This is a genomic window from Guyparkeria hydrothermalis (genome assembly GCF_023555375.1).
GTDB classification, from domain to species: Bacteria; Pseudomonadota; Gammaproteobacteria; order Halothiobacillales; family Halothiobacillaceae; genus Guyparkeria; species Guyparkeria hydrothermalis.
The window spans coordinates 281,519-301,824 of record NZ_JAJSEE010000001.1; the positions used below are offsets into that span (position 1 = coordinate 281,519).

The window sequence follows — 20,306 nt, forward strand, 5'->3', positions numbered from 1 at the left end:
CAATCCCAGACCATCGCGCCTGAAGGCGCTCCTACGGGCGGAGGCGGCAGGATCGGCTTGGTGACACGTCATGCGAAAAGCGCTCATTTGCCCTCCAGCATGGCGAGCGTCTCGGCTTCCATGTCCTTCAAGTCCTGCATCTCGCCGTCGGTGAAGCCGGCGGCCTTGCGGCCGACCTCGTCGTAGGGGCCGCGGATGCGCCCGGCCATGTACTGCTGCAAGAGCTCGCGGAAGGTGGTACGCGGATCGACGCCGCGCTGCTCGCAGGCATAGCGGAACCAGCGCGTGCCGATGTGCACGTGCTCGATTTCTTCGGTGTAGATGACATCCAGGATGTCGATCAGCGGCTGGTCGTCGTACTGGGCGAGCTTGCGCTGGATGCCGGGGGTGACGTCCAAGCCGCGCGCCTCGAGCACGCGCGGGATCAGGGCCATGCGCACCAGCACGTCGTGCTCGGTGCCGTGCACGGTCTCCCAGAGGCTGGCGTGCGCCGGGAACGCGCCGTATTCGTAGCCGCGCTCGCGCAGATAGGCGTCCAGCAGTTCGAAGTGCTTGGCCTCGTCGCGCGCTACCGACAGCCAGTCGCGGTAGAAGCCCGCGGGCATGGCATCGAAGCGGTAGCAGGCATCGAGACCGATGTTCATGGCGTTGAACTCGATATGCGCGAAGGAATGCGCCATCGACGCGCGGCCCTCGGGCGTGGCCGGGCCGCGCTTGGGCACGTCGCGCGGGGCGACCAGTTCCGGGCGCTCGGGGCGGCCCGGGTCCGGCACCGGTTCGACCGATACGGGCGGCAGCGGCACCTCGGCGTCCGGCATGGCCATCGCCTCGTCATAGAGTGCGCGCACGGTGTCGGCCTTGGCCGCCGGGTTGTTGTCGCGCAGGGCACGGCCGGCGCGCTCGCGGAGCGTGTCGGTCATGCCTGCCCTCCCCGCTTGCCGGCCTTCGTTTCGGCCCGCTGGGCGAGAAACGCGCGCAGGTCGTCCTCGAGCTCCCGATAGCGGGCGATGGCGGCACGGCCGGTCTCGGTGACCGTGGCGTGTCCGCCGCCGGCACCGCCGACCTCCTTGGACACGTAGGGCTCGTCCTCGAGCTGGTTGACCTCCTGGATCAGCGACCAGGCGCGCTTGTAGCTCATGCCGAGCGTACGGGCGGCGTGGCTGATCGAGCCGAGCTCGTCGATGGCCTCCATCAGGCGCACCTTTCCCACCCCCAGATAGTGCTCGCCGGCCTCGTCGATCAGCCACAGGCGGGCGTGGATCCCCGGGGCATAGGCCTGGCCGGGAAGTCGATTCTGGCGGGATTTCTTGGGCATGCGCGATCGATCCGTGACGGGGCGGGTGGGCGAGAATGAATGCGCCCCATGATACCCGAGCGGGTCGGCCGGGTGGCAAGGGAAGCCGGATGAATTCGAGCCCATCCGAAGCCGGGCGCGGTCTGGCCGGGACGGCCGCTGACGCGGCTCCCTACCTCGCCGACAAATACCGTAGGAGCGCCTTCAGGCGCGATGGTCTGGTTCTGGCACCTGAGGGTTTCGCGGCTAACGCCGCTCCTACCGGGAGGCCGGCTCAGCCGCGGCGGGTGTCGAGCGCGTCGCGGGTGGCCTCGCCGACGAAGATCAGCAGCACCAGCGTGCCCACCAGGACGAAGAAGGTCGAGACCGACAGCCACCAGGCGTCGATGTTGCTCTTGCCCTGCGAGAGCAGCTCGCCCAGCGAGGGCGTCGACGGCGGCACGCCCAGGCCGAGGAAGTCGAGGCTGGTCAGGGCCAGCACCGCCCCGGAGATGCGAAACGGCAGGAAGGTGATCACCGGGGTCATGGCATTGGGCATCAGGTGGCGGAACATCAGCCGCGGGCCCGAGACCCCCAGCGCGCGGGCGGCCCGGACGTAGTCGAGGTTGCGCCCCTTGAGGAACTCGGCGCGCACGTAGTCCGACAGCCCCATCCAGCCGAACAGGGCCAGCAGGGCCAGCAGCAGTCCGATCGACGGCTCGAAGATCGAGGCGAAGATGATCAGCAGATACAGCTCCGGCAGTGCGGCCCAGACCTCGATGAAGCGCTGGAAGACGAGGTCGGTCTTGCCACCGAGATAGCCCTGCACGGCACCGGCGAGCACGCCGATCGCCGTGCCGATCACCGTCAGGGCCAGCGCGAACAGCACCGAGATGCGAAAGCCGTAGATCAGCCGGGCGGCCACGTCGCGGCCACGGTCGTCGGTGCCCAGCAGGTGGCGACTGTTGGGCGCGGCCGGGTTGGGCTCCTCGTTGTAGTAGTCGATGGTGTCAAAGGAGAACGGGATCGGCGCGCGGATCACCCAGCCCTCGCGCTCGATCAGCTCGATCACGTACGGGTCGGTGTAGTCCGCGGCGGTGGCGAAATCCCCGCCGAAGCGCGTTTCGGGGTAGTCGTTCCACAGCGGGAACAGCAGCTCGCCCTGGTACTGGGCGATCAGCGGCCGGTCGTTGGCGATCAGTTCGGCACCGAGACTCAGGACGAACAGCGCCAGGAACACCCACAGGCTGATCCAGCCGCGCCGATGGCGACGGAAGCGCTTCCAGGCGCGTGCCGCCGTGGAAACCTGCCCTTCGGCGCCACTGCCCTTGGTGACGGCCGTGTCCGCTCCGGCATCGACAATCGACATCTACGAGGTCTCCTCGCCCATTTACCGTACCGCCTCGAAGTGGATACGCGGATCGACCCAGACATACACCAGGTCAGAGAGCAGCTTGCCGAACAGCCCGATCAGGCTGAAGACGTAGAGCGTGCCCAGCACCACGGGATAGTCACGTTGCAGCACCGCGTTGTACGAGAGCAGCCCAAGCCCGTCGAGCGAGAAGATGGTCTCGATCAGGAGGCTGCCGGTGAAGAACGCACCGATGAACGCCGCCGGAAAGCCCGTCACGATCGGAATCAGCGCATTGCGGAAGACGTGGCGGTAGAGCACCGTGCGCTCGGCCAGGCCCTTGGCGCGCGCGGTAAGCACGTACTGCTTTCTTATCTCCTCGAGGAAGCTGTTCTTGGTCAGCATGGTCATCACGGCGAAGTTGCCCACCACCATCGCGGTGATCGGCAGCACCAGGTGCCAGAGATAGTCGAGGATCTTGCCCATCAGCGAGAGCTGCTCGAAGTTGTCCGAGGTCAGCCCGCGCAGCGGGAACCACTGCACGAAGCTGCCACCGCCGAACAGCACCAGCAGTACCAGGCCGAGCACGAAGCCCGGGATGGCGTAGCCGACCAGGATCACCGTCGAGGTGATCGAGTCGAACTTGCTGCCGTCGCGCACCGCCTTGGCCACCCCGAGCGGGATGGAGACGAGATACGTGAGCAGGAAGGTCCACACCCCGAGACTGATCGAGACCGGCAGCTTCTCGACGATCAGCTCGCCGACGGACCGCTGGTAGAAGTAGGACTCGCCCAGGTCGAAGGTCAGGTAGTTGCCGAGCATATCGCCGAAACGCTGCCAGGCCGGCTGGTCGAAGCCGTAGAACTCGCGGAACTGCTCGATCTGCTCCTCGCCCAGCCCCTGCTCGCCGCGGTAGAGCCCGCCGGTGAACTGGCCACCCGACTCGGCCGCCGCGCCCTGGGCACCGCCCTTCAACTGCATCATCAGCTGCTCGACCGGCCCGCCGGGGACGAACTGGATCACGGCGAACGAGATCAGCAGGATCCCGAACAGGGTCGGGATCATCAGGGCCAGGCGCTTGGCGATATAGGCGCCCATCTATTGCCCCCCGCCCCTTGATGACGGTTCGGCGGTCGGACTGGACGGGATGCGCGAGACCGGCGCCTCGCCGTCGCAATTCTCCACGCAGACCACGCGACGCTCGACCTGCCCGCCGCAGCCGACATAGCACTGGTCGAAGGCGGCCTGACAGCCGCAGTCGATGTTGCATTCCTGGTCGATCACCGCCGCGCGGATCGCCTCGCGGCTGGGGGCCTCGGGCGGAATCGGCGGGTCGTCGTAGAAGCGGTCGGTGAACCAGAACGAGGCCGGGTAGCCGTAGTAGAACGGGTCACGGTACAGCCCGAACTGCATCGCCCGGTCGAGCTGGTAGTACTGGCGCTCGCGCATGTAGACGCGTCGCTCGGCCTCGTACTGGCGCAGGGCCTGGTCGAAGGCCGCCTCCACCTGCGGCTGGATGCCGGCGATGCAGCTCTCGCGACGCGACTGGCAATCGGCCTGGCAGGCCTGCATGTCGGTCTGGCAGCCACGCAGGCAGGACCGGCCGGCCTCGGTCGCAGGTGGCAGGTAGCGCACCTCGGTGGCGTACTGCGGCGAGGCGCAGCCGGCGAACCCCAAGACCATCGCCAGGCCCATCGCCAAGGCCATTACCCGGGCCATCCCAGTGGCGAGCCGTGGCAACCGGCGGGGTCGGAACCGCGCGCCCATCGACACCGACGATGCGCCGCGTGCTACCGGCGGAACGATTGGATTCATGACGGGCTCCCTCCATTCAGGCTGCTCACGTCGTTGACCACCGGCCCCGGCTGGGGTTCGGCATGGGTTTCCCACCAAGTCTGCATCACCCATTCCGCCCCGCTGAAATAACGTGGCAGCGGCTCATCGTGGTAGCCGAACCGGTTCCACCACGCGAGGCGATGCGCGCCGATGTACCAGTTCGGCACCAGGTACTCATTCCACATCAGCACCCGGTCGAGCGCCCGGCAGGCGGTCACCAGGGCCTCGCGGTCCTCGGCGTAGATCACCGCCTCGATCATGGCGTCCACCACCGGGTCATCCACCCCACTGTAGTTCCTCGACCCCTCGCGGTGCGCCGATTCGCTGCCGAACATCTCGCGCAACTCGTTGCCCGGCGATTGCGACTGGCCGTAGGAGACCACGGTCATGTCGAACTCGAAGCGGTTCATGCGCCGCTGGTAGAGCGCCACGTCGATGGTGCGGTAGGAGACGTCGATCCCCAGCCGGCGCAGGTTGTAGGCGAACGGCGCGACGATCCGCTCGAAGCCGCGCTGCGCCAGCATGATCTCGAAGGCGAACGGTTCGCCGTCGGCGTTGCGCAGCTTGCCGTCCTCCAGCCCCCAGCCGGCCTGTGCCAGCAACTGCTGGGCCTGGACCAGGTGCTGACGCTGGATCTCAGGGGTGGGCGCGAAGGGCACCACGTGGGCCTGCTCGAACAGCTCGGGCGGCAACCGGTCCCGGTGTGGCGCCAGGAGATCGAGCTCGGCGCCCTCCGGGATGTCGCGCGCGGCCAGCTCGCTGTTGGCGAAGTAGCTGTCGCAACGACTGTACTGGCCGTAGAACAGGTGCACGTTCGACCAGTGAAAATCGAAGGCGAGATTCAGTGCCCGACGGACGCGGCGATCGGCGAACAGTGACCGGCGCGTGTTCATGGCGAAGCCCTGCATGCCGGCGTTGTTGTCATGCGGGATCTCGCGGCGACGGATGCGCCCCTCGTCGAACGGCTTGCCGTGGTAGGCGCGCGCCCAGCGCTTGGAATTGGTCTCGTGGAAGACGTCGAACTCGCCGGCCTTGAATGCCTCGAGCGCGACCGTCTCGTCCTTGTAGTACTTGAAACCCAGCGTGCGGAAGTTGTGCTGACCGCGGTTCACGCCCAGGTCCTTCGCCCAGTAGTCGTCCCGGCGGCGATAGCGGATATCGCGACCGAAATTGATCGCCTCGATCGCGTAGGGGCCACTGCCCGGCAGCGGCGTGCGCGAGTAATCGGCGAAATCCACCTCGGCGAGTGCATCGCGGGAGAACACCGGCAGCTCGCCGATGATCATGTGCAGTTCGGGATTGACGCGGCGGAAGTCGAAGCGCACGTGCCGCGCATCGACCGCCTCGGCACCACTGACATCCGCCCAGTAGTAGCGGTAGCGGGGATGGGCCGATTCGCCCACCAGGGTCTCGAAGCTGAACACCACGTCATGCGCCGTAACGGGGCGGCCGTTGACGAACCGGGCGTCGGCATTGATGCGGAACGTGGCCGACAGGCCGTCTTCGGCCAGTTCCAGCCGGTCGGCCAGCAGGCCGTAGACCGAGAACGGCTCGTCCCAGGCCCGCACCACCAGGGTGTCGAACAGCAGGCTGTTGGTGCCGGTAGCGGCCAGCCCCTTGAGGACGAAGGGGTTGAGCGAATCGAAGGTACCGAATACCGACAGGGTCAGCGAGCCCTCGCGCGGGGCGCGGGGATTGACGTACTCGAAGTGCGACAGGTCAGCCGAATAACCGGGGTCGTAGCCAAGCGCCTCGGCGAAGCCCGCCGCCCGGGACAGCCCCGGCCCGGCGCCCATCGCGGCGATGCCACCGATACCGGCCAGTCGACGCAGGAACAGGCGCCGGTCGGGCGAGAGCAGGTTCTCGCCCCGCGGCGGGTCGGCCGTGTCGTCCCTAACCGAGGGGCAATGTAGCTCTGTGGGATGCTTGTTGATCATCAGGCGAATACAATACGGTGAAAATCGAACGCAGACCAAGCATCATCCGGCGGTTTTCGCCGTCGGCCCGATGCGGCCGTCGCCCCCTTTTCGAACACAAGGAGAGACCCATGGGATTCCTATCCGGCAAGCGTGCCCTGATCACCGGCATCGCCAACAACCGCTCGATCGCCTACGGCATCGCCGAGGCCATGCACCGCGAAGGCGCCGAACTGGCCTTCACCTATCTCAGTGAGCGCTTCAAGCCGAAGGTCGAGAAGGCCACCAAGGACCTGGGCTCCGACATCTACCTGCCCTTCGATGCCACCGACGACGAACAGGTCGACGCCCTGTTCCCGGCTCTGGCCGAGCACTGGCCGGAAGGTGTCGACATCGTCATCCATGCGATGGCCTTCGCCCCGCGCGAGGCACTCGACGGCGACTTCCTCGACGGGATGTCCCGCGAGGCGTTCGCTCAGGCCCACGACGTCTCCGCCTACTCGCTCGCCGCCCTGGCCAAGGCCGGCGAGACGTACATCCGCGACGAGGGCGCGCTGCTGACCCTGAGCTACCTGGGCGCCGAGCGCGTGATGAAGAACTACAACGTCATGGGCGTGGCCAAGGCCTCGCTGGAGGCGACCGTGCGCTATCTCGCCGGCTCTCGGCTGGGCGAGCGCGGCATCCGCGTCAACGCGATTTCCGCGGGTCCGATCAAGACGCTGGCCGCCTCGGGCATCGGCGATTTCAAGGGCTTCCTCGATTACGTCGCCACCAACGCGCCGCTGCGCCGCAACGTCACCATCGAGCAGGTCGGCAACACCGCTGCCTTCCTGTGCTCGGACCTCGCCTCGGGCGTGACCGGCGAGAACGTCCACGTCGACTCGGGCTACTTCATCACCGGCATGGGTCGTTGCGAGGACTGAACCCCGTCGGCGACGACGCGAGATCAGGGCGCCCTCGGGCGCCCTTTTTCGTTGCCCTCCGCCGGCGTTGGCAAGACCGATAAAAACACGAGGTCCCACCGAGAAAACTTTGATTGGAAAAGGGGATTGCCCGCCACCACCATTCCTAAAACAGGAATATCAGTTAATCAGGACATACTGGAGGAAACAGGGACGATGGATACTGGCATCCGCAAGGTCTTTCATTTCGGCGAACAGGTCGACGAGTACCCGGTCCGGGTCATCAACGAGCGCGAGGCGCGGGCCGCCGCCGGCGTGCTGGCGCTGTTCGCCGGCTTTGCCTTCGCCCAGGGGTTTCTCACCGGCGATTTCATGTGGGAACGCCTGCTGATCCTCGCCTTCACGGTCGAGTTCGGCATCCGGGTATTGATCAACCCGCAGTACGCCCCGTTCATGATCATGGGGCGATTGATCACGCGCAACCAGGAAGTCGAGTACGTCGGCGCACCGCAGAAACGGGTGGCCTGGGGCATCGGCCTGTTGATCGCGGCGTTCATGATCTGGGTGGTGTTCATCGAGGCGAACACCGGCCTGATGAACCTGATCGGCTGCTCGGCCTGCCTGCTGTTCCTGGCCTTCGAGTCGGCCTTCGGCATCTGCCTGGGCTGCGTGGCCTACAACCTGCTGACCGGCAAGCAGGCGCAGCTCTGCCCGGGTGGCGCCTGCCGCATCAAGCGGCTCGAGCCGATCCAGCGGGTCAAGTGGTGGCAGGTCATCCTGGTGGTCGCCTTCCTCGGCCTGCTCTGGGCGATCCCGGAATACAACCTCTGGAATATCCAGGACAACGTCGAGGTCGACGAGTCCAACTTCGACACGATCGATCTCGACACCCTGGAATACTGACGCCGCCGAGAGGCCCCCACGAAAAAAGCCCGCCATCGGCGGGCTTTTTTACGGGTCCGGATGTTATCCGATCCTAGCCGCGCTCGGCGGCCCCGGCCGGCTCGCCGGTCTCGGCACCCTCGTCGGGACGGGTGTCCATCAGGACACGCTCCTCGCCACGCAGCTTGGCAATGATCACCGCGCCGGTCGCGTCGCTGTAGACGTTGACCGAGGTGCGCAGCATATCCAGCAGCCGGTCGACCACCAGCAGCAGCCCCATGGCCTCCAGCGGCAGGCCGAGTACGCCCAGGATCAGGGCGATCGCGACCAGGCTCGCCGACGGCACGGCGGCCACGCCCACCGAGGTGACCAGGGCGAGCACGACGATCAGCACCTGCATCGACAGCGACAGGTCCACGCCGTAGGCCTGGGCGATGAACAGCACCGCCGCGCATTCGTAGAGCGCGGTGCCGTCCATGTTGATGGTCGCGCCCAGCGGTAGCACGAACGAGGAGGTCTCGCGCGAGACGCCGGCACGCTGGGTGAGTGCCTGCAGGGTGACCGGCAGGGTGCCGGCCGACGAGCTGGTCGAGAAGGCCACCAGCAGTGCCGGCCAGATCGCGCGCATGAAACGGATCGGCGATCGCCGGGTCACGAGCCAGAGCACCAGGGGCAACACCACCAGCGCGTGGATCGCGAGCCCCATGACCACGGCCAGGAAGAAGTCGATCATCGGCAGGATCACCGACAGGCCGCTCTCCGCGATCACCCCGGCCACCAGCGCGAACACGCCGATCGGCGCGACCTTCATCACCCAGTGGGTGATCTGGACCATCACGTCCTGCACGCCGGCCCAGAAATCCTTGACCGTCTGCATGCCTGGCGAGGTCGCCCGCGTCAGGGCGATGCCGAACAGCACCGAGAAGAAGATCAGGCCGAGCATCTGGGCCTCGGCGCCGGCCTCGACGATGTTCGCCGGCACCATGTCGCGCAGGATATTGAAGAACTCGGACAGTTCCTTGCCCTCCAGCCGACCGCTGACCTCGTCGCCGATCGGCGGCAGGGCCACGGTCTCCGAGAGCGGCTGCCCGCCCGAGATGCCCGGCTGGAACAGGTTCATCACCATCAGGGCAGTGGTCACCGCCAGGGTGGTGGAGAACAGGTAGTAGATCACGGTGCGGCCGGCCATCTGCCCCACCCCGCCGGCACTGCCGATGCTTGCCACCCCGGTGATGATCGAGGCGGTGATCAGGGGCACGATCAGCATCTTGAGCGCGTCGAGGAACAAGCCGCCGACGAACTCGTAGATGGACAGCAACGGGATGCCGGCCGCCTCGGTGCCGAACACGGCACCGACCAGGAAGGCGGCGGCCAGGGCGGTCAGGATCTGCCAGTGCAGGGCCATGCAAACACTCCGGTTCGCCCGCCCGAATCAGGGCGGGCGTGCACGGTCGCCGTCAGTCGAAGGCGCTCTCGCGGATTTCGACCTCCGCCCCGGCGCGCAGGGAACGCATGAAGGCGTCGATCAGACGATTGGCCTGGTTGTTCTCCAACTGGCCGGCGAGACGATTGCGCGTCTCGGCGTCCAGCTCGGCCGGCTCGCCGGCACGCACGCCGGTCAGGACCAGCACGGCCCGATCGCCATTGTCGAGCTCGGTCGTCGCGGTGGCCGGGGCATCACCCTCCGGCGGGGTGAGGGCAAACGCCGCCGCCAGGGCATCGCGCGGCATGCTCGCGCCGGCATCGCCCCGACCGACCCAGGCCGGGGCGCTCCAGCTGGCCGCTTCCACCTCGGCCACGCGCTCGGCGGGGTCCTGGCCGGCGGCCAGATCGGACTCGATCGCCTCGGCCAGCTCGGCCATCTCCGTCTCGATTCGCTCGGCACGCCATTGCGCGAGCACCTGGTCCCGGACCTCTTCGAACGGCAACGGCTGGGCCTCGCGGTACTCCTCGACGCGCACGACCACGCCATGGCTGTTGTCGAGATCGATCAGCTGGCTGTTGAAGCGCTCCTCGAGCACCGCCTCGTCGAAGGCGGCGTCGCGCACGGCCCGGTGCTCACCGATGCCCTCGCCGGATTCGCGGCTGATCCAGTCGCTGGTCTCGATCTCGAGGCCAACGGCCTCGGCGGCGGGCACCAGGCTGTCCGGCTGCTCGTAGCTGATGCTGGCCAGCTGCTCGGCGGCATCGTAGTAGGCACGCTCGGCGGCGTCCTGCTTGAGTTGCTCGATCAGCTCGCCACGCGCCTGCTCGAGCGGCGGCACCTCGGCCTGACCCACCTCGTAGACCTCGATCAGGTGCCAGCCGAAACGGGTGCGCACCGGCTCGCTGATCTCGCCCTCGCCCAGCTCGGCCACGGCCCGGTCGAAGGACTCGGCGATCTCCCCTTCGCCCACGCGACCCAGGTCACCCCCATTCTCGCGAGTGCTGCCGTCGTCACTCAGCTCGGCGACCTTCTCCTCGAAGCTCGCCTCGCCGGCCATGATGGCCTCGCGCGCCGCCTCGAGCCGCTCGCGCGCCTCGTCGACCGTGGCCGCGTCGGCGTCGCTGGGCAGCTGGATCAGGATGTGACGGGCACGGCGAACCGCCTCGTCGGCCATCCGCTCGCGATAATCGTCATAGGCGGCCTGCAGGGCCGCGTCACTGACTTCCTGGGAGGCCGCCAGTTTCTCCGGGCTGATCTCCACGTACGCCAGGCGCACCTGCTCCGGCCGCTGGAAGGCATCCACGCGCTCGTCGTAATACGCCTTGAGGGTCGACTCGTCGGGCTCGGCGATGCCGGCGGCAACCGTCTCGCGGTCGAGACGCACCAGGCCGACCTCGCGCATCTGGTCACGCAGGGCAACCAGTTGGCGCACCTCGGGCTCGGTGACGAAGGCACTGCCGATCAAGGCGTTGTCGAGGGTGTTGAACAGCAGGTCGCGGCGCACGTCGTTCTCGAACTGCTCGACCGTCATGCCCTGCTGGGCCAGGCGGCGTTCGTAGGCCTCGCGGTCGAACTCGCCGTCGCGCTCGAAGGCGGGAATGCCGCGAATGGTGGCGGCGACCAGGCCATCGGGCACGGCGTAGCCCTGCTCCCGGATGAACTGGACCAGCAGGCGCTCGTTGATCATCTGGTCGAGCACCTGGCGCTTGAGGCCCATGCGCTCGATCATTTCGGCGGTGATCTGCTGCTCGCTCTGGGCGATCAACTGCTGACGGCGCTCGCTGAAGGCCTGATCGAGTTGACGGGCCGTGATTTCCTCGCCGTCGACCTCGGCGACCGGTTGCTCCTTGCCGCCACCGAGGTACTCGCCCACACCCCACAAGGCGAACGGGATGCTGATCAAACCAACGATTACATAGGCCAGCCAGCCGCGAATCTTCTCGCGGATATCCATCAACATGTCTAGGTCACTCCCGCTTCGGGTCTGTCTTGGTGGTGTGGGCGCGGCCGTCGCTCCGACGGCTCGGTATCGGTGCAAACCGAGCGGCATGATAGCAGGGCCGGGCCTGCCAACCCATGCCGCTCCCGGGTTCCCCCGGCCACCCTCGGGCGCCGGGCGCCAGCCAAGGCACCGGTGCGCCGGTTCTCTCGCCGCGCCTTCAACCGGCCGTCGGCCGGGTCAGGGCGCGACCAGAGGCGCGGTTCAAGGGAAAAGCGCCGGGCAAAAAGAAAGGGGCGTCTCCGCCCCTTCTCGTCGGTGGGCCGGCCATCAATGCGGCCGGCCCACCGGATGCTTTCCGTCTGGATCGATCAGTTGACCGCGTCCTTGAGGCCCTTGCCCGCCTTGAAGGACGGCAGCTTGGAGGCCTTGATGTTGATCGTCTCGCCGGTGCGCGGGTTACGGCCAGTCCGGGCCTCACGCTCGCGAACCAGGAAGGTCCCGAAACCCACCAGCGTGACCTGATCGCCTTTCTTCAGCGCGCCACCAACGGCATCGATGAAACCATCCAGGGCACTCGCGGCCGCCGACTTGGAAATGCCAGCGTTGTCGGCCATCGCATCGATCAGTTCAGATTTGTTCATACCTTGTCATCCCTTGGTGAAAAAAGTGTCTGTTCGGGTCCCGGCTCACCGCGCGTCAGCGTCAGGACGCGGCGCAGCTGGCCACCGCACGGAAACAGCGAAAACAGTTATACAAGTGCGACCTTCGGCGTGTCAACACGCAAATCGCCCGCGTAACGCGCATTCTGGCGCGACAGGTAGGCAGGCAAACCGCCAAATCCATCCAGTAACCCGACGATCGCTGCACGCCCCATACAAACAAACCGCCCCTCCGGTTGTGGAGGGGCGGTGTGGTTTTCTTGCACGTCGGGGTACTGGACCCGGTCATGCACGTCCCGGCAACGCGACCGACCGGAGCCGGGCGCGGGCCGCGACCTGCCTCAGTGGGCCAGGTTCTTGCCCTTGCCGCCGCGCTTTTTCTTCTCGATCAGGCCCACGTCACCGGAGGGCGTGGTCTCGTTGGGCATTGGCATGCGCACGAGGGCCGCCTCGAGCACCTGGTCGATCCAGCGCACCGGACGGATATCCAGCTTCTTCTTGATCTGGTCCGGGATCTCGGCGAGGTCCTTGCGGTTCTGCTCGGGGATCAGGACGGTCTCGATCCCGCCGCGCTGGGCGGCAAGGAGCTTTTCCTTGAGGCCGCCGATGGGCAGCACCTCGCCGCGCAGGGTGATCTCGCCGGTCATGCCCACCGAGGCCTTGACCGGGATGCCGGTCAGCGCCGAGACGATCGCCGTGCACATCGCGCTGCCCGCCGACGGGCCGTCCTTCGGCGTGGCCCCTTCCGGGACGTGGACGTGGATGTCGCACTTCTGGTTGAAGTCCGTGTCGATGCCCAGGGTGTCGGCACGGGCGCGCACGACGGTCAGTGCGGCCTGGATGGACTCCTGCATCACTTCACCGAGCTTGCCGGTGTACTTGAGGTTGCCCTTGCCGGGCACCGTGGTCGCCTCGATCGTCAGGAGATCACCGCCGACCTCGGTCCAGGCCAACCCGGTGACCTGCCCCACCTGGTCGGTTTCCTCGGCGCGACCGTAATCGAAGCGCTGCACGCCAAGGTACTTGTCGAGGTTCTTCGGCGTGACCGAGACGCCCGACTTGTCCTTGGCGGTGATCAGCTCGCGGACCACCTTGCGGCAGATCTTCGCCAGTTCGCGCTCGAGATTGCGCACGCCCGCCTCGCGGGTGTAGTGGCGAATGATGTCGCGGACGGCGTTGTCGCTGACCTTGAGCTCGCCCTCCTTCAGGCCGTTGGCCTTGATCTGCTTGGGCAGCAGGTAGCGCTTGGCGATCTCGGTCTTCTCGTCCTCGGTGTACCCGGCGATGCGGATGGTCTCCATCCGGTCGAGCAACGGCCCGGGGATGTTGTAGCTGTTGGCCGTGCAGACGAACATCACCTCGGACAGATCGATGTCGACGTCCATGTAGTGATCGGCAAAGGCCTTGTTCTGCTCGGGATCGAGCACCTCGAGCATGGCCGCGGCCGGATCGCCACGGAAGTCGGAGGCCATCTTGTCGATTTCGTCGAGCAGGATCAGCGGGTTCTTGGTGCCGACCTTGGACAGCGCCTGCACGATCCGGCCCGGCAGCGCGCCGACGTAGGTCCGACGGTGACCGCGGATCTCGGCATCGTCGCGCACCCCGCCCAGGGCGATCCGGCCGAACTTGCGGTTGGTCGCCTTGGCGATCGACTGGCCCAGCGAGGTCTTGCCCACGCCCGGCGGGCCGACGAGGCACAGGATCGGACCGGCCATCTTGCGCACGCGGGTCTGGACCGCGAGGTACTCGATGATCCGCTCCTTGACCTTTTCCAGGCCGAAGTGATCGGCCTCGAGCACCGCCTCGGCCGCCTCGAGATCGTGCTTGATGCGGGTGCGCTTCTTCCACGGCACTGCGATCATCCAGTCGAGGTAGCTGCGCACCACCGAGGCCTCGGCGGACATCGGCGACATCATCTTGAGCTTGTTGAGCTCGGAGCGCGCCTTGTCGCGGGCCTCCTTGGTCATGCCGGCCTTCTCGATCTTGTTCTCGAGATCGTCCAGCTCGTTGCCGCCGTCCTCGAGTTCGCCGAGCTCCTTCTGGATGGCCTTCATCTGCTCGTTGAGGTAGTACTCGCGCTGGCTCTTCTCCATCTGCTGCTTGACGCGCCCGCGGATGCGGCGCTCGACCTGCAGCGTGTCGATCTCGGACTCGATCAGCATCATCAGCCGCTCGATGCGCTGGTGCAGGTCGATCGTCTCGAGGATCGCCTGCTTCTCCTCCAGCCCGAGGGCCATGTGCGCGGCGATGGTGTCGGCCAGGCGCGAGACGTCGTCGATGCCGGACAGCGAGGTCAGCACCTCCGGCGGGGTCTTCTTGTTGAGCTTGACGTAGCTCTCGAACTGGTTGAGCAGCGCGCGCGCCTCGAGCTCGACCTCGCGCTCGTCGGTCTCGGAGGTCGACTCGATCGAGTGGACCTCGGCGGTCAGGTGACCGTCGAGCTCGTGGACGCGATCGAGCTCGACCCGTTCGATGCCCTCGACAAGCACCTTGATGGTGCCGTCGGGCAGCTTGTGCAGTTGCAGGATCGAGGCGAGCGTGCCGACCTGGTGGAGGTCACCCACACCCGGATCGTCGTTCTCGGCGTCCCTCTGCGCGACCAACAGCAACTGCTTGCTGCCCTTGACCGCCTCGTCGAGGGCGGCGACCGATTTCGGCCGGCCGACGAACAGCGGGATCACCATGTGCGGGTAGACGACGACATCGCGCAGGGGCAGCACGTCGACCTGACGCGGCGAGCCCGTGATGACGGCGGATGTTTCTTCGCTGTGACTCATATAGGGGTATACCTGTAGCGCCGTGATGGCGGTGTATTCGGGTGGTCGGGCGCGCGAGTGGGCGCGGATCGCAAGTCAGTGGGTTTCCCCTGACGTATGACCGGAGAATAGCTTTTCAAGCGGGTTCTGTCAGAAACCGGGCGCGCAAAACGCTTGCCGTGCCCCACATGAAAACACCCCGGACAGGCCGGGGTGCAGGGGTCGGGACAAGCAAAGGCGAGCGGATCAACGATCCGACGAAGCCTTGTCGTGCTCGGCGGCCGTCTCGTCGCCCTTCGTCTCTTCTGCCGACTCGCCGCGGCCCTTGCCGTAGACGATGTAGGGCTCCGACTCGGCGCGAACCACCGCCCCGTCGACCACCACCTTCTCGACGTTCGAGAGCGACGGCACCTCGTACATGGTGTCGAGCAGGATGTGCTCCATGATCGTGCGCAGACCACGCGCGCCGGTGCGGCGACGGATGGCCTTCTTGGCGATCTCGCGCAGGGCGTCCTCGCGGAATTCGAGCTCGACGTCCTCCATCTCGAACAGGCGCTCGTACTGCTTGGTCAGCGCGTTCTTCGGCTCGGTCAGGATGCGGATCAGCGCGTCCTCGTCGAGCTCCGTGAGCGTGGCGATGACCGGCAGGCGGCCGATGAACTCGGGGATCAGGCCGAAGCGGGTCAGGTCTTCCGACTCGATCTGCGCCATCAATTCGTCGGTGGCCTTCTGGTCGAGCTCGGACTTCACCTCGGCGGAGAAGCCGATGCCGCCCTTCTCGACCCGCTGGCGAATGATGTTCTCGAGCCCCGCGAACGCGCCGCCGACGATGAACAGCATGTTGCTGGTATCGATCTGGACGAATTCCTGCTGCGGGTGCTTGCGCCCGCCCTGCGGCGGCACCGAGGCTGTGGTGCCCTCGATCATCTTCAGGAGCGCCTGCTGCACGCCCTCGCCCGAGACGTCGCGGGTGATCGACGGGTTCTCGGACTTGCGCGTGATCTTGTCGATCTCGTCGATGTAGATGATGCCGTGCTGGGCCTTCTCGACGTCGTAGTCGCAGCGCTGCAGGAGCTTCTGCAGGATGTTCTCGACGTCCTCGCCGACATAGCCCGCCTCGGTGAGCGTGGTCGCATCGGCGATGGTGAACGGCACGTCCAGCACGCGCGCCAGGGTCTGGGCCAGGAGCGTCTTGCCCGAACCGGTCGGGCCGATCAGCAGGATGTTCGACTTCGACAGCTCGACGTCGTCTTCCTCGGCATCACGGTGGCGCTCGCCGAACAGGTTGAGACGCTTGTAGTGGTTGTAGACGGCCACGGCCAGCGCGCGCTTGGCGGTCATCTGGCCGATGACGTACTCGTCGAGTGCGGCGACCAGCTCGTGCGGGGTCGGCAGACGCTCGGGGCCGTTCTCGCCCTCGGCCTCCACCTCTTCACGCAGAATGTCGTTGCACAGTTCGACGCATTCGTCGCAGATGTAGATGTTCGGACCGGCGATCAGTTTCTTGACCTCGTCCTGGCTCTTGCCGCAGAACGAGCAGATCAGATCCTGCGTGTCTTTCGTCTTCTCAGCCATGGCTGTTCTCGTCGAACCTCGTGGGTCGGTGCGGCCGAGCGGTACCCGGCTCGGCCGGTCGGCTGAATGGGTCGCGACCGTTTTCCGGGCGCGATGGGCCTGGAGCGATCCGCCGGGGGATCAGTCCGCCTTGCCGGCCTTCTGTCGGCTGGTGAGTACCTTGTCGACCAGATTGTAGTCGCAAGCCTGATCGGCCGTCATGAAGTTGTCGCGATCGGTGTCGCGCTCGAGCTGCTCGAGGCTCTTGCCGGTGTGATGCGACAGGATGCTGTTGAGACGCTCGCGCAGCTTGATGATCTCCTCGGCGTGGATCTTGATGTCCGAGGCCTGGCCCTGGAAGCCGCCCAGCGGCTGGTGGATCATGATGCGCGAGTTCGGCAGCGCGTAGCGCTTGCCCTCGGCCCCGCCGGCGAGCAGGAACGAGCCCATGCTGGCCGCCTGGCCGATGCAGAGCGTCGAGACGTCGGGCTTGATGAACTGCATGGTGTCGTAGATCGCCATGCCGGCGGTGACCACGCCACCCGGCGAGTTGATGTAGAGGTGGATGTCCTTGTCCGGGTTCTCGGACTCGAGGAACAGCAGCTGGGCAACGATCAGGTTGGCCATCTGGTCCTCGATCGGACCGACCACGAAGATCACCCGCTCCTTGAGCAGGCGCGAGTAGATGTCGTAGGCGCGCTCGCCCCGGGAGCTCTGCTCGACAACCATCGGTACCAGGGCATTCATTTCCGGTTGGCCGCCATGGTGGCTTTCAAACGCCTCTTTCATTCATCACCTCGGTATAAACGGTTCGGCCGCCTCGAGGGCGGCCAGATTCCAGTCAGCTATCGACTACCCGGGATTTCAGCCCTGCGGGTTCATCAGTTCCTTGAAGGGAACCTTCTTCTCGCTGACCTTGGCCTTGCCAAGGATATGCTCGACGGCCTGTTCTTCAAGGACCACGGTGCGGGCGTTGCTCATCATCTGGTGATCGCCCTTGTAGTGAGCGACCACCTGCTCTGGCTCGTCGTAGGCCTGAGCGATCTCGTTGATGAAGGCATCGACGCGCTCGTCTTCCGGCTTGAGGTCGGCTTCCTTGACCACTTCCATGATCACCAGACCCATGCGCACGCGCTTCTCGGCCTGCTCCTTGAACAGCGACGGATCGAGCTTGGAGGCATCCGCCTGCGGCATCTGGTTGCGGACGAACTGGTCGCGCATCGAGACGGCCTCGTCGTCGATCAGCGTCGAGGGCACATCGAACTCGAGCGAGTCGGTCAGGGCCTCGATGGTGCGATCCTTGTTGCGACGACGCATGGTCTGCTTGAGCTCGCGCTCCATGTTCTCGCGCACGTCCTCGCGCAGCTTGTCGGCCGAATCGGCGCCGAACTTCTTGGCGAACTCGTCATCGACCTCGGGCAGCACCTGCTCTTCGACCTGGGTGGCCTCGATCTCGAATTCGGCGGTCTTGCCGGCCAGGTGCTCGGCCTGGTATTCCTCCGGGAAGTTCACCTCGATCGTGACCGGCTCGCCCGGCTTGATGCCCTTCAGGCCCTTCTCGAAGTCCGGCAGCATCTGCCCTTCGCCCAGGATCACCTCGACGCCTTCGGCCGAGCCACCCTCGAAGGCCTCGCCGTCGATCTTGCCGACGAAGTTGATGGTGACCTTCTCGCCCTTGCGCGCCTTGTGACGCACCTTCTTCCAGTCCGCGTTCTGCTTGCGCAGGGTGTCGATCATCTCGTCGACGTCCTCGTCGGACACCTCGCTGGTCACGGTCTCGATCTTGAGCTTGGACAGGTCGCCCAGCTCGATCTCCGGGTAGACCTCGACGGCGGCGGTGAACTTCAGGGCCTCGCCGGCCTTGTTGTTCTCGATCGACTCGATGCTCGGCTGGCCGGCAACGCGCAGGTCGTTTTCCTCGACGGCCTTCTGGAAGCTCTGGCCCATGACGTCGCCGATCACGTCGTCACGCACCCGGCCGGCGTACTGCATGCGGATCACCGACAGCGGGGCCTTGCCCGGACGGAACCCGTCGATGCGGACGCGACCGCGCATGTCCTTGAGACGCTTCTCGACCTGCTCGTCGATCTCGTTGGCGGGAACCTCGATCGCCAGGCGACGGGTCAGGCCTTCGGCCGGCTGCAATTCAACCTGCATGGATGCGATACCTCGAAAAAAACAAATGTCTGAATGTTGTTCGCCCCGCCAACGCGTGGCGGGACGCCTATCGGGATCTGGTGCGAGAGGAGAGACTCGAACTCTCACGCCGTCAGGCGCTGGTACCTAAAACCAGTGCGTCTACCAATTCCGCCACTCTCGCCGGCTGGGGAACCGGTCGCGACGACCGCTTCCCAGACGTTCAAAGCCGGGCAGTATACCGGAGCGGCACGCGCGCCCAAAGCGCGCTACCCGTGGGGCCGCCTGTCGTCAGAACGGCAGGCCGGGCATGCGCCCCTTCATGGCGCGCATCATCTTCTTCATGCCGCCGCCGGACAGCTTCTTCATCATGTCGCGCATGTCGCGGTACTGCTTGAGCAGGCGATTGACGTCTTGGACCTGCATGCCCGAGCCGTTCGCGATCCGGCGCTTGCGCGACCCCTTGATGATGTCGGGCCGCTGGCGCTCGCCCGGGGTCATCGAGTCGATGATCGCGATCATGCGCACGATGTCCTTGTCGTCGATGTGCTTTTGCGCATCGGCACCGAGCTTGCCCATGCCGGGCAGCTTGTCCATCAGGCCACCCATGCCGCCCATCTTGAGCATCTGGCTGAACTGGTCGCGCATGTCCTCGAGGGTGAAGCCCTTGCCCGAACGCACCTTGTCGGCCAGCGCCTTGGCCTTGTCGGCGTCGACCGTCTCCTGCGCCTGTTCCACCAGCGAGACCACGTCGCCCATGCCGAGGATGCGCGAGGCGATCCGATCCGGGTGGAACGGCTCGAGCGCGTCGAGCTTCTCGCCCACGCCGAGGAACTTGATCGGCTTGCCGGTGACCTGACGCACCGACAGCGCCGCGCCGCCCCGGGCATCACCGTCGGCCTTGGTCAGGATCACCCCGGTCAGCGGCAGCTGCTCGTGGAAGGCCTGCGCCGTATTGGCCGCGTCCTGGCCGGTCATCGCGTCGACGACGAACAGCGTCTCGACCGGGTCGACCGCGCCGTGGATGCGGGCGACCTCGCCCATCATCTCCTCGTCGACGTGCAGGCGACCGGCGGTGTCGACGATCAGCACATCGTAGAACTTGAGCTCGGCCTCCTTGCGGGCGGCCTTGGCGATCTCGACCGGGTCCTGATCGCTGGTCGACGGGAAGAAGTCGACGCCGACCTGCTTGGCCACCGTCTCGAGCTGGTCGATCGCCGCCGGGCGATACACGTCCGCGGAGACCACCAGCACCTTTTTCTTCTGGTTGTTCTTGAGCCAGCGGCCGAGCTTGCCCGCGGTGGTGGTCTTGCCCGCGCCCTGCAGGCCGGCCATCAGGATCACGGCCGGCGGACGCGCGGCAAGATCGAGCTCGGCGTTCTCCGAGCCCATCAGGCGCGTCAGCTCGTCATTGACGATCTTGACGAACACCTGACCGGGCTGGAGGCTCTTGGCCACCTCGGCGCCGACGGCGCGCTCGCGCACGTCCTTGATGAACTCGCGCACCACCGGCAGGGCCACGTCGGCCTCCAGCAGTGCCATGCGCACCTCGCGCAGGGCATCCTTGATGTTGTCCTCGGTCAGGCGCCCCTGGCCCTTCAGGCCATCGAGCAATCCACCGAGTCGCTGGGAAAGGTTGTCAAACATCGCTTGCCTCTCTCACTGCGGATGCC

At 66.2% G+C, this 20,306-nt stretch carries 15 protein-coding genes, 1 tRNA gene and 1 pseudogene; 2 read left to right on the forward strand and 15 right to left on the reverse strand.

What is annotated here, in order from left to right:
• Positions 1 to 83: 83 nt before the first annotated feature.
• From LV475_RS01310 to LV475_RS01335, 6 genes are all read right to left on the reverse strand, one after another.
• Entirely contained in the window at positions 84 to 920 is an 837-nt protein-coding gene (locus tag LV475_RS01310; protein WP_250105592.1) for a ferritin-like domain-containing protein, read from the reverse strand.
• Positions 917 to 1,315, reverse strand: coding sequence for a winged helix-turn-helix domain-containing protein (locus LV475_RS01315; protein ID WP_250105593.1), 399 nt, complete (start codon positions 1,313 to 1,315; stop codon positions 917 to 919). The genes LV475_RS01310 and LV475_RS01315 overlap by 4 nt, the downstream gene beginning before the upstream one ends.
• A gap of 253 nt (positions 1,316 to 1,568) precedes the next feature.
• Complete coding sequence (locus tag LV475_RS01320) at positions 1,569 to 2,642, reverse strand: ABC transporter permease (protein ID WP_136867802.1); 1,074 nt, start codon at positions 2,640 to 2,642, stop codon at positions 1,569 to 1,571.
• Positions 2,643 to 2,663: 21 nt separating this feature from the next.
• The gene (locus LV475_RS01325; RefSeq protein ID WP_136867803.1) at positions 2,664 to 3,722 is read right to left on the reverse strand and encodes a microcin C ABC transporter permease YejB; all 1,059 of its coding nucleotides are present in this window, start codon (positions 3,720 to 3,722) and stop codon (positions 2,664 to 2,666) included.
• Positions 3,723 to 4,331: a hypothetical protein gene (locus LV475_RS01330; protein ID WP_136867804.1), complete on the reverse strand. Its 609-nt coding sequence runs from the start codon at positions 4,329 to 4,331 to the stop codon at positions 3,723 to 3,725.
• 104 nt (positions 4,332 to 4,435) lie between these two features.
• Entirely contained in the window at positions 4,436 to 6,397 is a 1,962-nt protein-coding gene (locus LV475_RS01335) for an extracellular solute-binding protein (protein WP_136867805.1), read from the reverse strand.
• A 110-nt stretch (positions 6,398 to 6,507) separates the two neighbouring features.
• Here LV475_RS01335 and LV475_RS01340 point away from each other — a divergent pair, with 110 nt between their 5' ends.
• Together LV475_RS01340 and LV475_RS01345 are read left to right on the forward strand one after the other, a co-directional pair.
• Positions 6,508 to 7,299, forward strand: coding sequence for an enoyl-ACP reductase FabI (locus LV475_RS01340; RefSeq protein WP_136867806.1), 792 nt, complete (start codon positions 6,508 to 6,510; stop codon positions 7,297 to 7,299).
• Between the two features lie 195 nt (positions 7,300 to 7,494).
• Positions 7,495 to 8,181, forward strand: coding sequence for a DUF4395 domain-containing protein (locus tag LV475_RS01345; protein WP_136867807.1), 687 nt, complete (start codon positions 7,495 to 7,497; stop codon positions 8,179 to 8,181).
• Positions 8,182 to 8,254: 73 nt separating this feature from the next.
• Here the strand turns inward: LV475_RS01345 and LV475_RS01350 are convergent, their stop codons facing one another.
• From LV475_RS01350 to ffh, 9 genes and pseudogenes are all read right to left on the reverse strand, one after another.
• A complete protein-coding gene (locus LV475_RS01350) occupies positions 8,255 to 9,565 on the reverse strand; it encodes a dicarboxylate/amino acid:cation symporter (protein WP_136867808.1) in 1,311 nt (436 codons plus the stop codon).
• Positions 9,566 to 9,617: 52 nt separating this feature from the next.
• Positions 9,618 to 11,546, reverse strand: coding sequence for a SurA N-terminal domain-containing protein (locus LV475_RS01355; RefSeq protein ID WP_169303671.1), 1,929 nt, complete (start codon positions 11,544 to 11,546; stop codon positions 9,618 to 9,620).
• A gap of 350 nt (positions 11,547 to 11,896) precedes the next feature.
• Positions 11,897 to 12,169, reverse strand: a complete 273-nt coding sequence (locus tag LV475_RS01360; RefSeq protein ID WP_125197932.1) for an HU family DNA-binding protein — start codon at positions 12,167 to 12,169, stop codon at positions 11,897 to 11,899.
• Positions 12,170 to 12,615: 446 nt separating this feature from the next.
• A pseudogene (gene lon / locus LV475_RS01365) lies at positions 12,616 to 14,964 on the reverse strand (endopeptidase La); the annotation flags it as partial.
• A gap of 225 nt (positions 14,965 to 15,189) precedes the next feature.
• Complete coding sequence (clpX, locus tag LV475_RS01370) at positions 15,190 to 16,518, reverse strand: ATP-dependent Clp protease ATP-binding subunit ClpX (protein WP_136867811.1); 1,329 nt, start codon at positions 16,516 to 16,518, stop codon at positions 15,190 to 15,192.
• Positions 16,519 to 16,638: 120 nt separating this feature from the next.
• Positions 16,639 to 17,286 carry an ATP-dependent Clp endopeptidase proteolytic subunit ClpP gene (gene clpP, locus LV475_RS01375; protein ID WP_136867812.1) on the reverse strand — a complete coding sequence of 216 codons (648 nt, stop codon included), beginning with the start codon at positions 17,284 to 17,286 and terminating at the stop codon, positions 16,639 to 16,641.
• Between the two features lie 75 nt (positions 17,287 to 17,361).
• A complete protein-coding gene (gene tig / locus LV475_RS01380) occupies positions 17,362 to 18,654 on the reverse strand; it encodes a trigger factor (protein ID WP_136867813.1) in 1,293 nt (430 codons plus the stop codon).
• Positions 18,655 to 18,732: 78 nt separating this feature from the next.
• A tRNA-Leu gene (locus tag LV475_RS01385) sits at positions 18,733 to 18,817 on the reverse strand.
• 107 nt (positions 18,818 to 18,924) lie between these two features.
• Positions 18,925 to 20,280: a signal recognition particle protein gene (gene ffh / locus LV475_RS01390; RefSeq protein WP_250105594.1), complete on the reverse strand. Its 1,356-nt coding sequence runs from the start codon at positions 20,278 to 20,280 to the stop codon at positions 18,925 to 18,927.
• Between the last annotated feature and the right edge of the window lie 26 nt (positions 20,281 to 20,306).

What these genes read in the sequence shown, in the direction of transcription:
- LV475_RS01310 (WP_250105592.1), bottom strand. Translation starts at nt 920, where the DNA reads ATGACCGACACGCTCCGCGAGCGCGCCGGCCGTGCCCTGCGCGACAAC.
- LV475_RS01315 (WP_250105593.1), bottom strand. Translation starts at nt 1,315, where the DNA reads ATGCCCAAGAAATCCCGCCAGAATCGACTTCCCGGCCAGGCCTATGCC.
- LV475_RS01320 (WP_136867802.1), bottom strand. Translation starts at nt 2,642, where the DNA reads ATGTCGATTGTCGATGCCGGAGCGGACACGGCCGTCACCAAGGGCAGT.
- LV475_RS01325 (WP_136867803.1), bottom strand. Translation starts at nt 3,722, where the DNA reads ATGGGCGCCTATATCGCCAAGCGCCTGGCCCTGATGATCCCGACCCTG.
- LV475_RS01330 (WP_136867804.1), bottom strand. Translation starts at nt 4,331, where the DNA reads ATGGCCTTGGCGATGGGCCTGGCGATGGTCTTGGGGTTCGCCGGCTGC.
- LV475_RS01335 (WP_136867805.1), bottom strand. Translation starts at nt 6,397, where the DNA reads ATGATCAACAAGCATCCCACAGAGCTACATTGCCCCTCGGTTAGGGAC.
- LV475_RS01340 (WP_136867806.1), top strand. Translation starts at nt 6,508, where the DNA reads ATGGGATTCCTATCCGGCAAGCGTGCCCTGATCACCGGCATCGCCAAC.
- LV475_RS01345 (WP_136867807.1), top strand. Translation starts at nt 7,495, where the DNA reads ATGGATACTGGCATCCGCAAGGTCTTTCATTTCGGCGAACAGGTCGAC.
- LV475_RS01350 (WP_136867808.1), bottom strand. Translation starts at nt 9,565, where the DNA reads ATGGCCCTGCACTGGCAGATCCTGACCGCCCTGGCCGCCGCCTTCCTG.
- LV475_RS01355 (WP_169303671.1), bottom strand. Translation starts at nt 11,546, where the DNA reads ATGTTGATGGATATCCGCGAGAAGATTCGCGGCTGGCTGGCCTATGTA.
- LV475_RS01360 (WP_125197932.1), bottom strand. Translation starts at nt 12,169, where the DNA reads ATGAACAAATCTGAACTGATCGATGCGATGGCCGACAACGCTGGCATT.
- clpX (WP_136867811.1), bottom strand. Translation starts at nt 16,518, where the DNA reads ATGGCTGAGAAGACGAAAGACACGCAGGATCTGATCTGCTCGTTCTGC.
- clpP (WP_136867812.1), bottom strand. Translation starts at nt 17,286, where the DNA reads ATGAAAGAGGCGTTTGAAAGCCACCATGGCGGCCAACCGGAAATGAAT.
- tig (WP_136867813.1), bottom strand. Translation starts at nt 18,654, where the DNA reads ATGCAGGTTGAATTGCAGCCGGCCGAAGGCCTGACCCGTCGCCTGGCG.
- ffh (WP_250105594.1), bottom strand. Translation starts at nt 20,280, where the DNA reads ATGTTTGACAACCTTTCCCAGCGACTCGGTGGATTGCTCGATGGCCTG.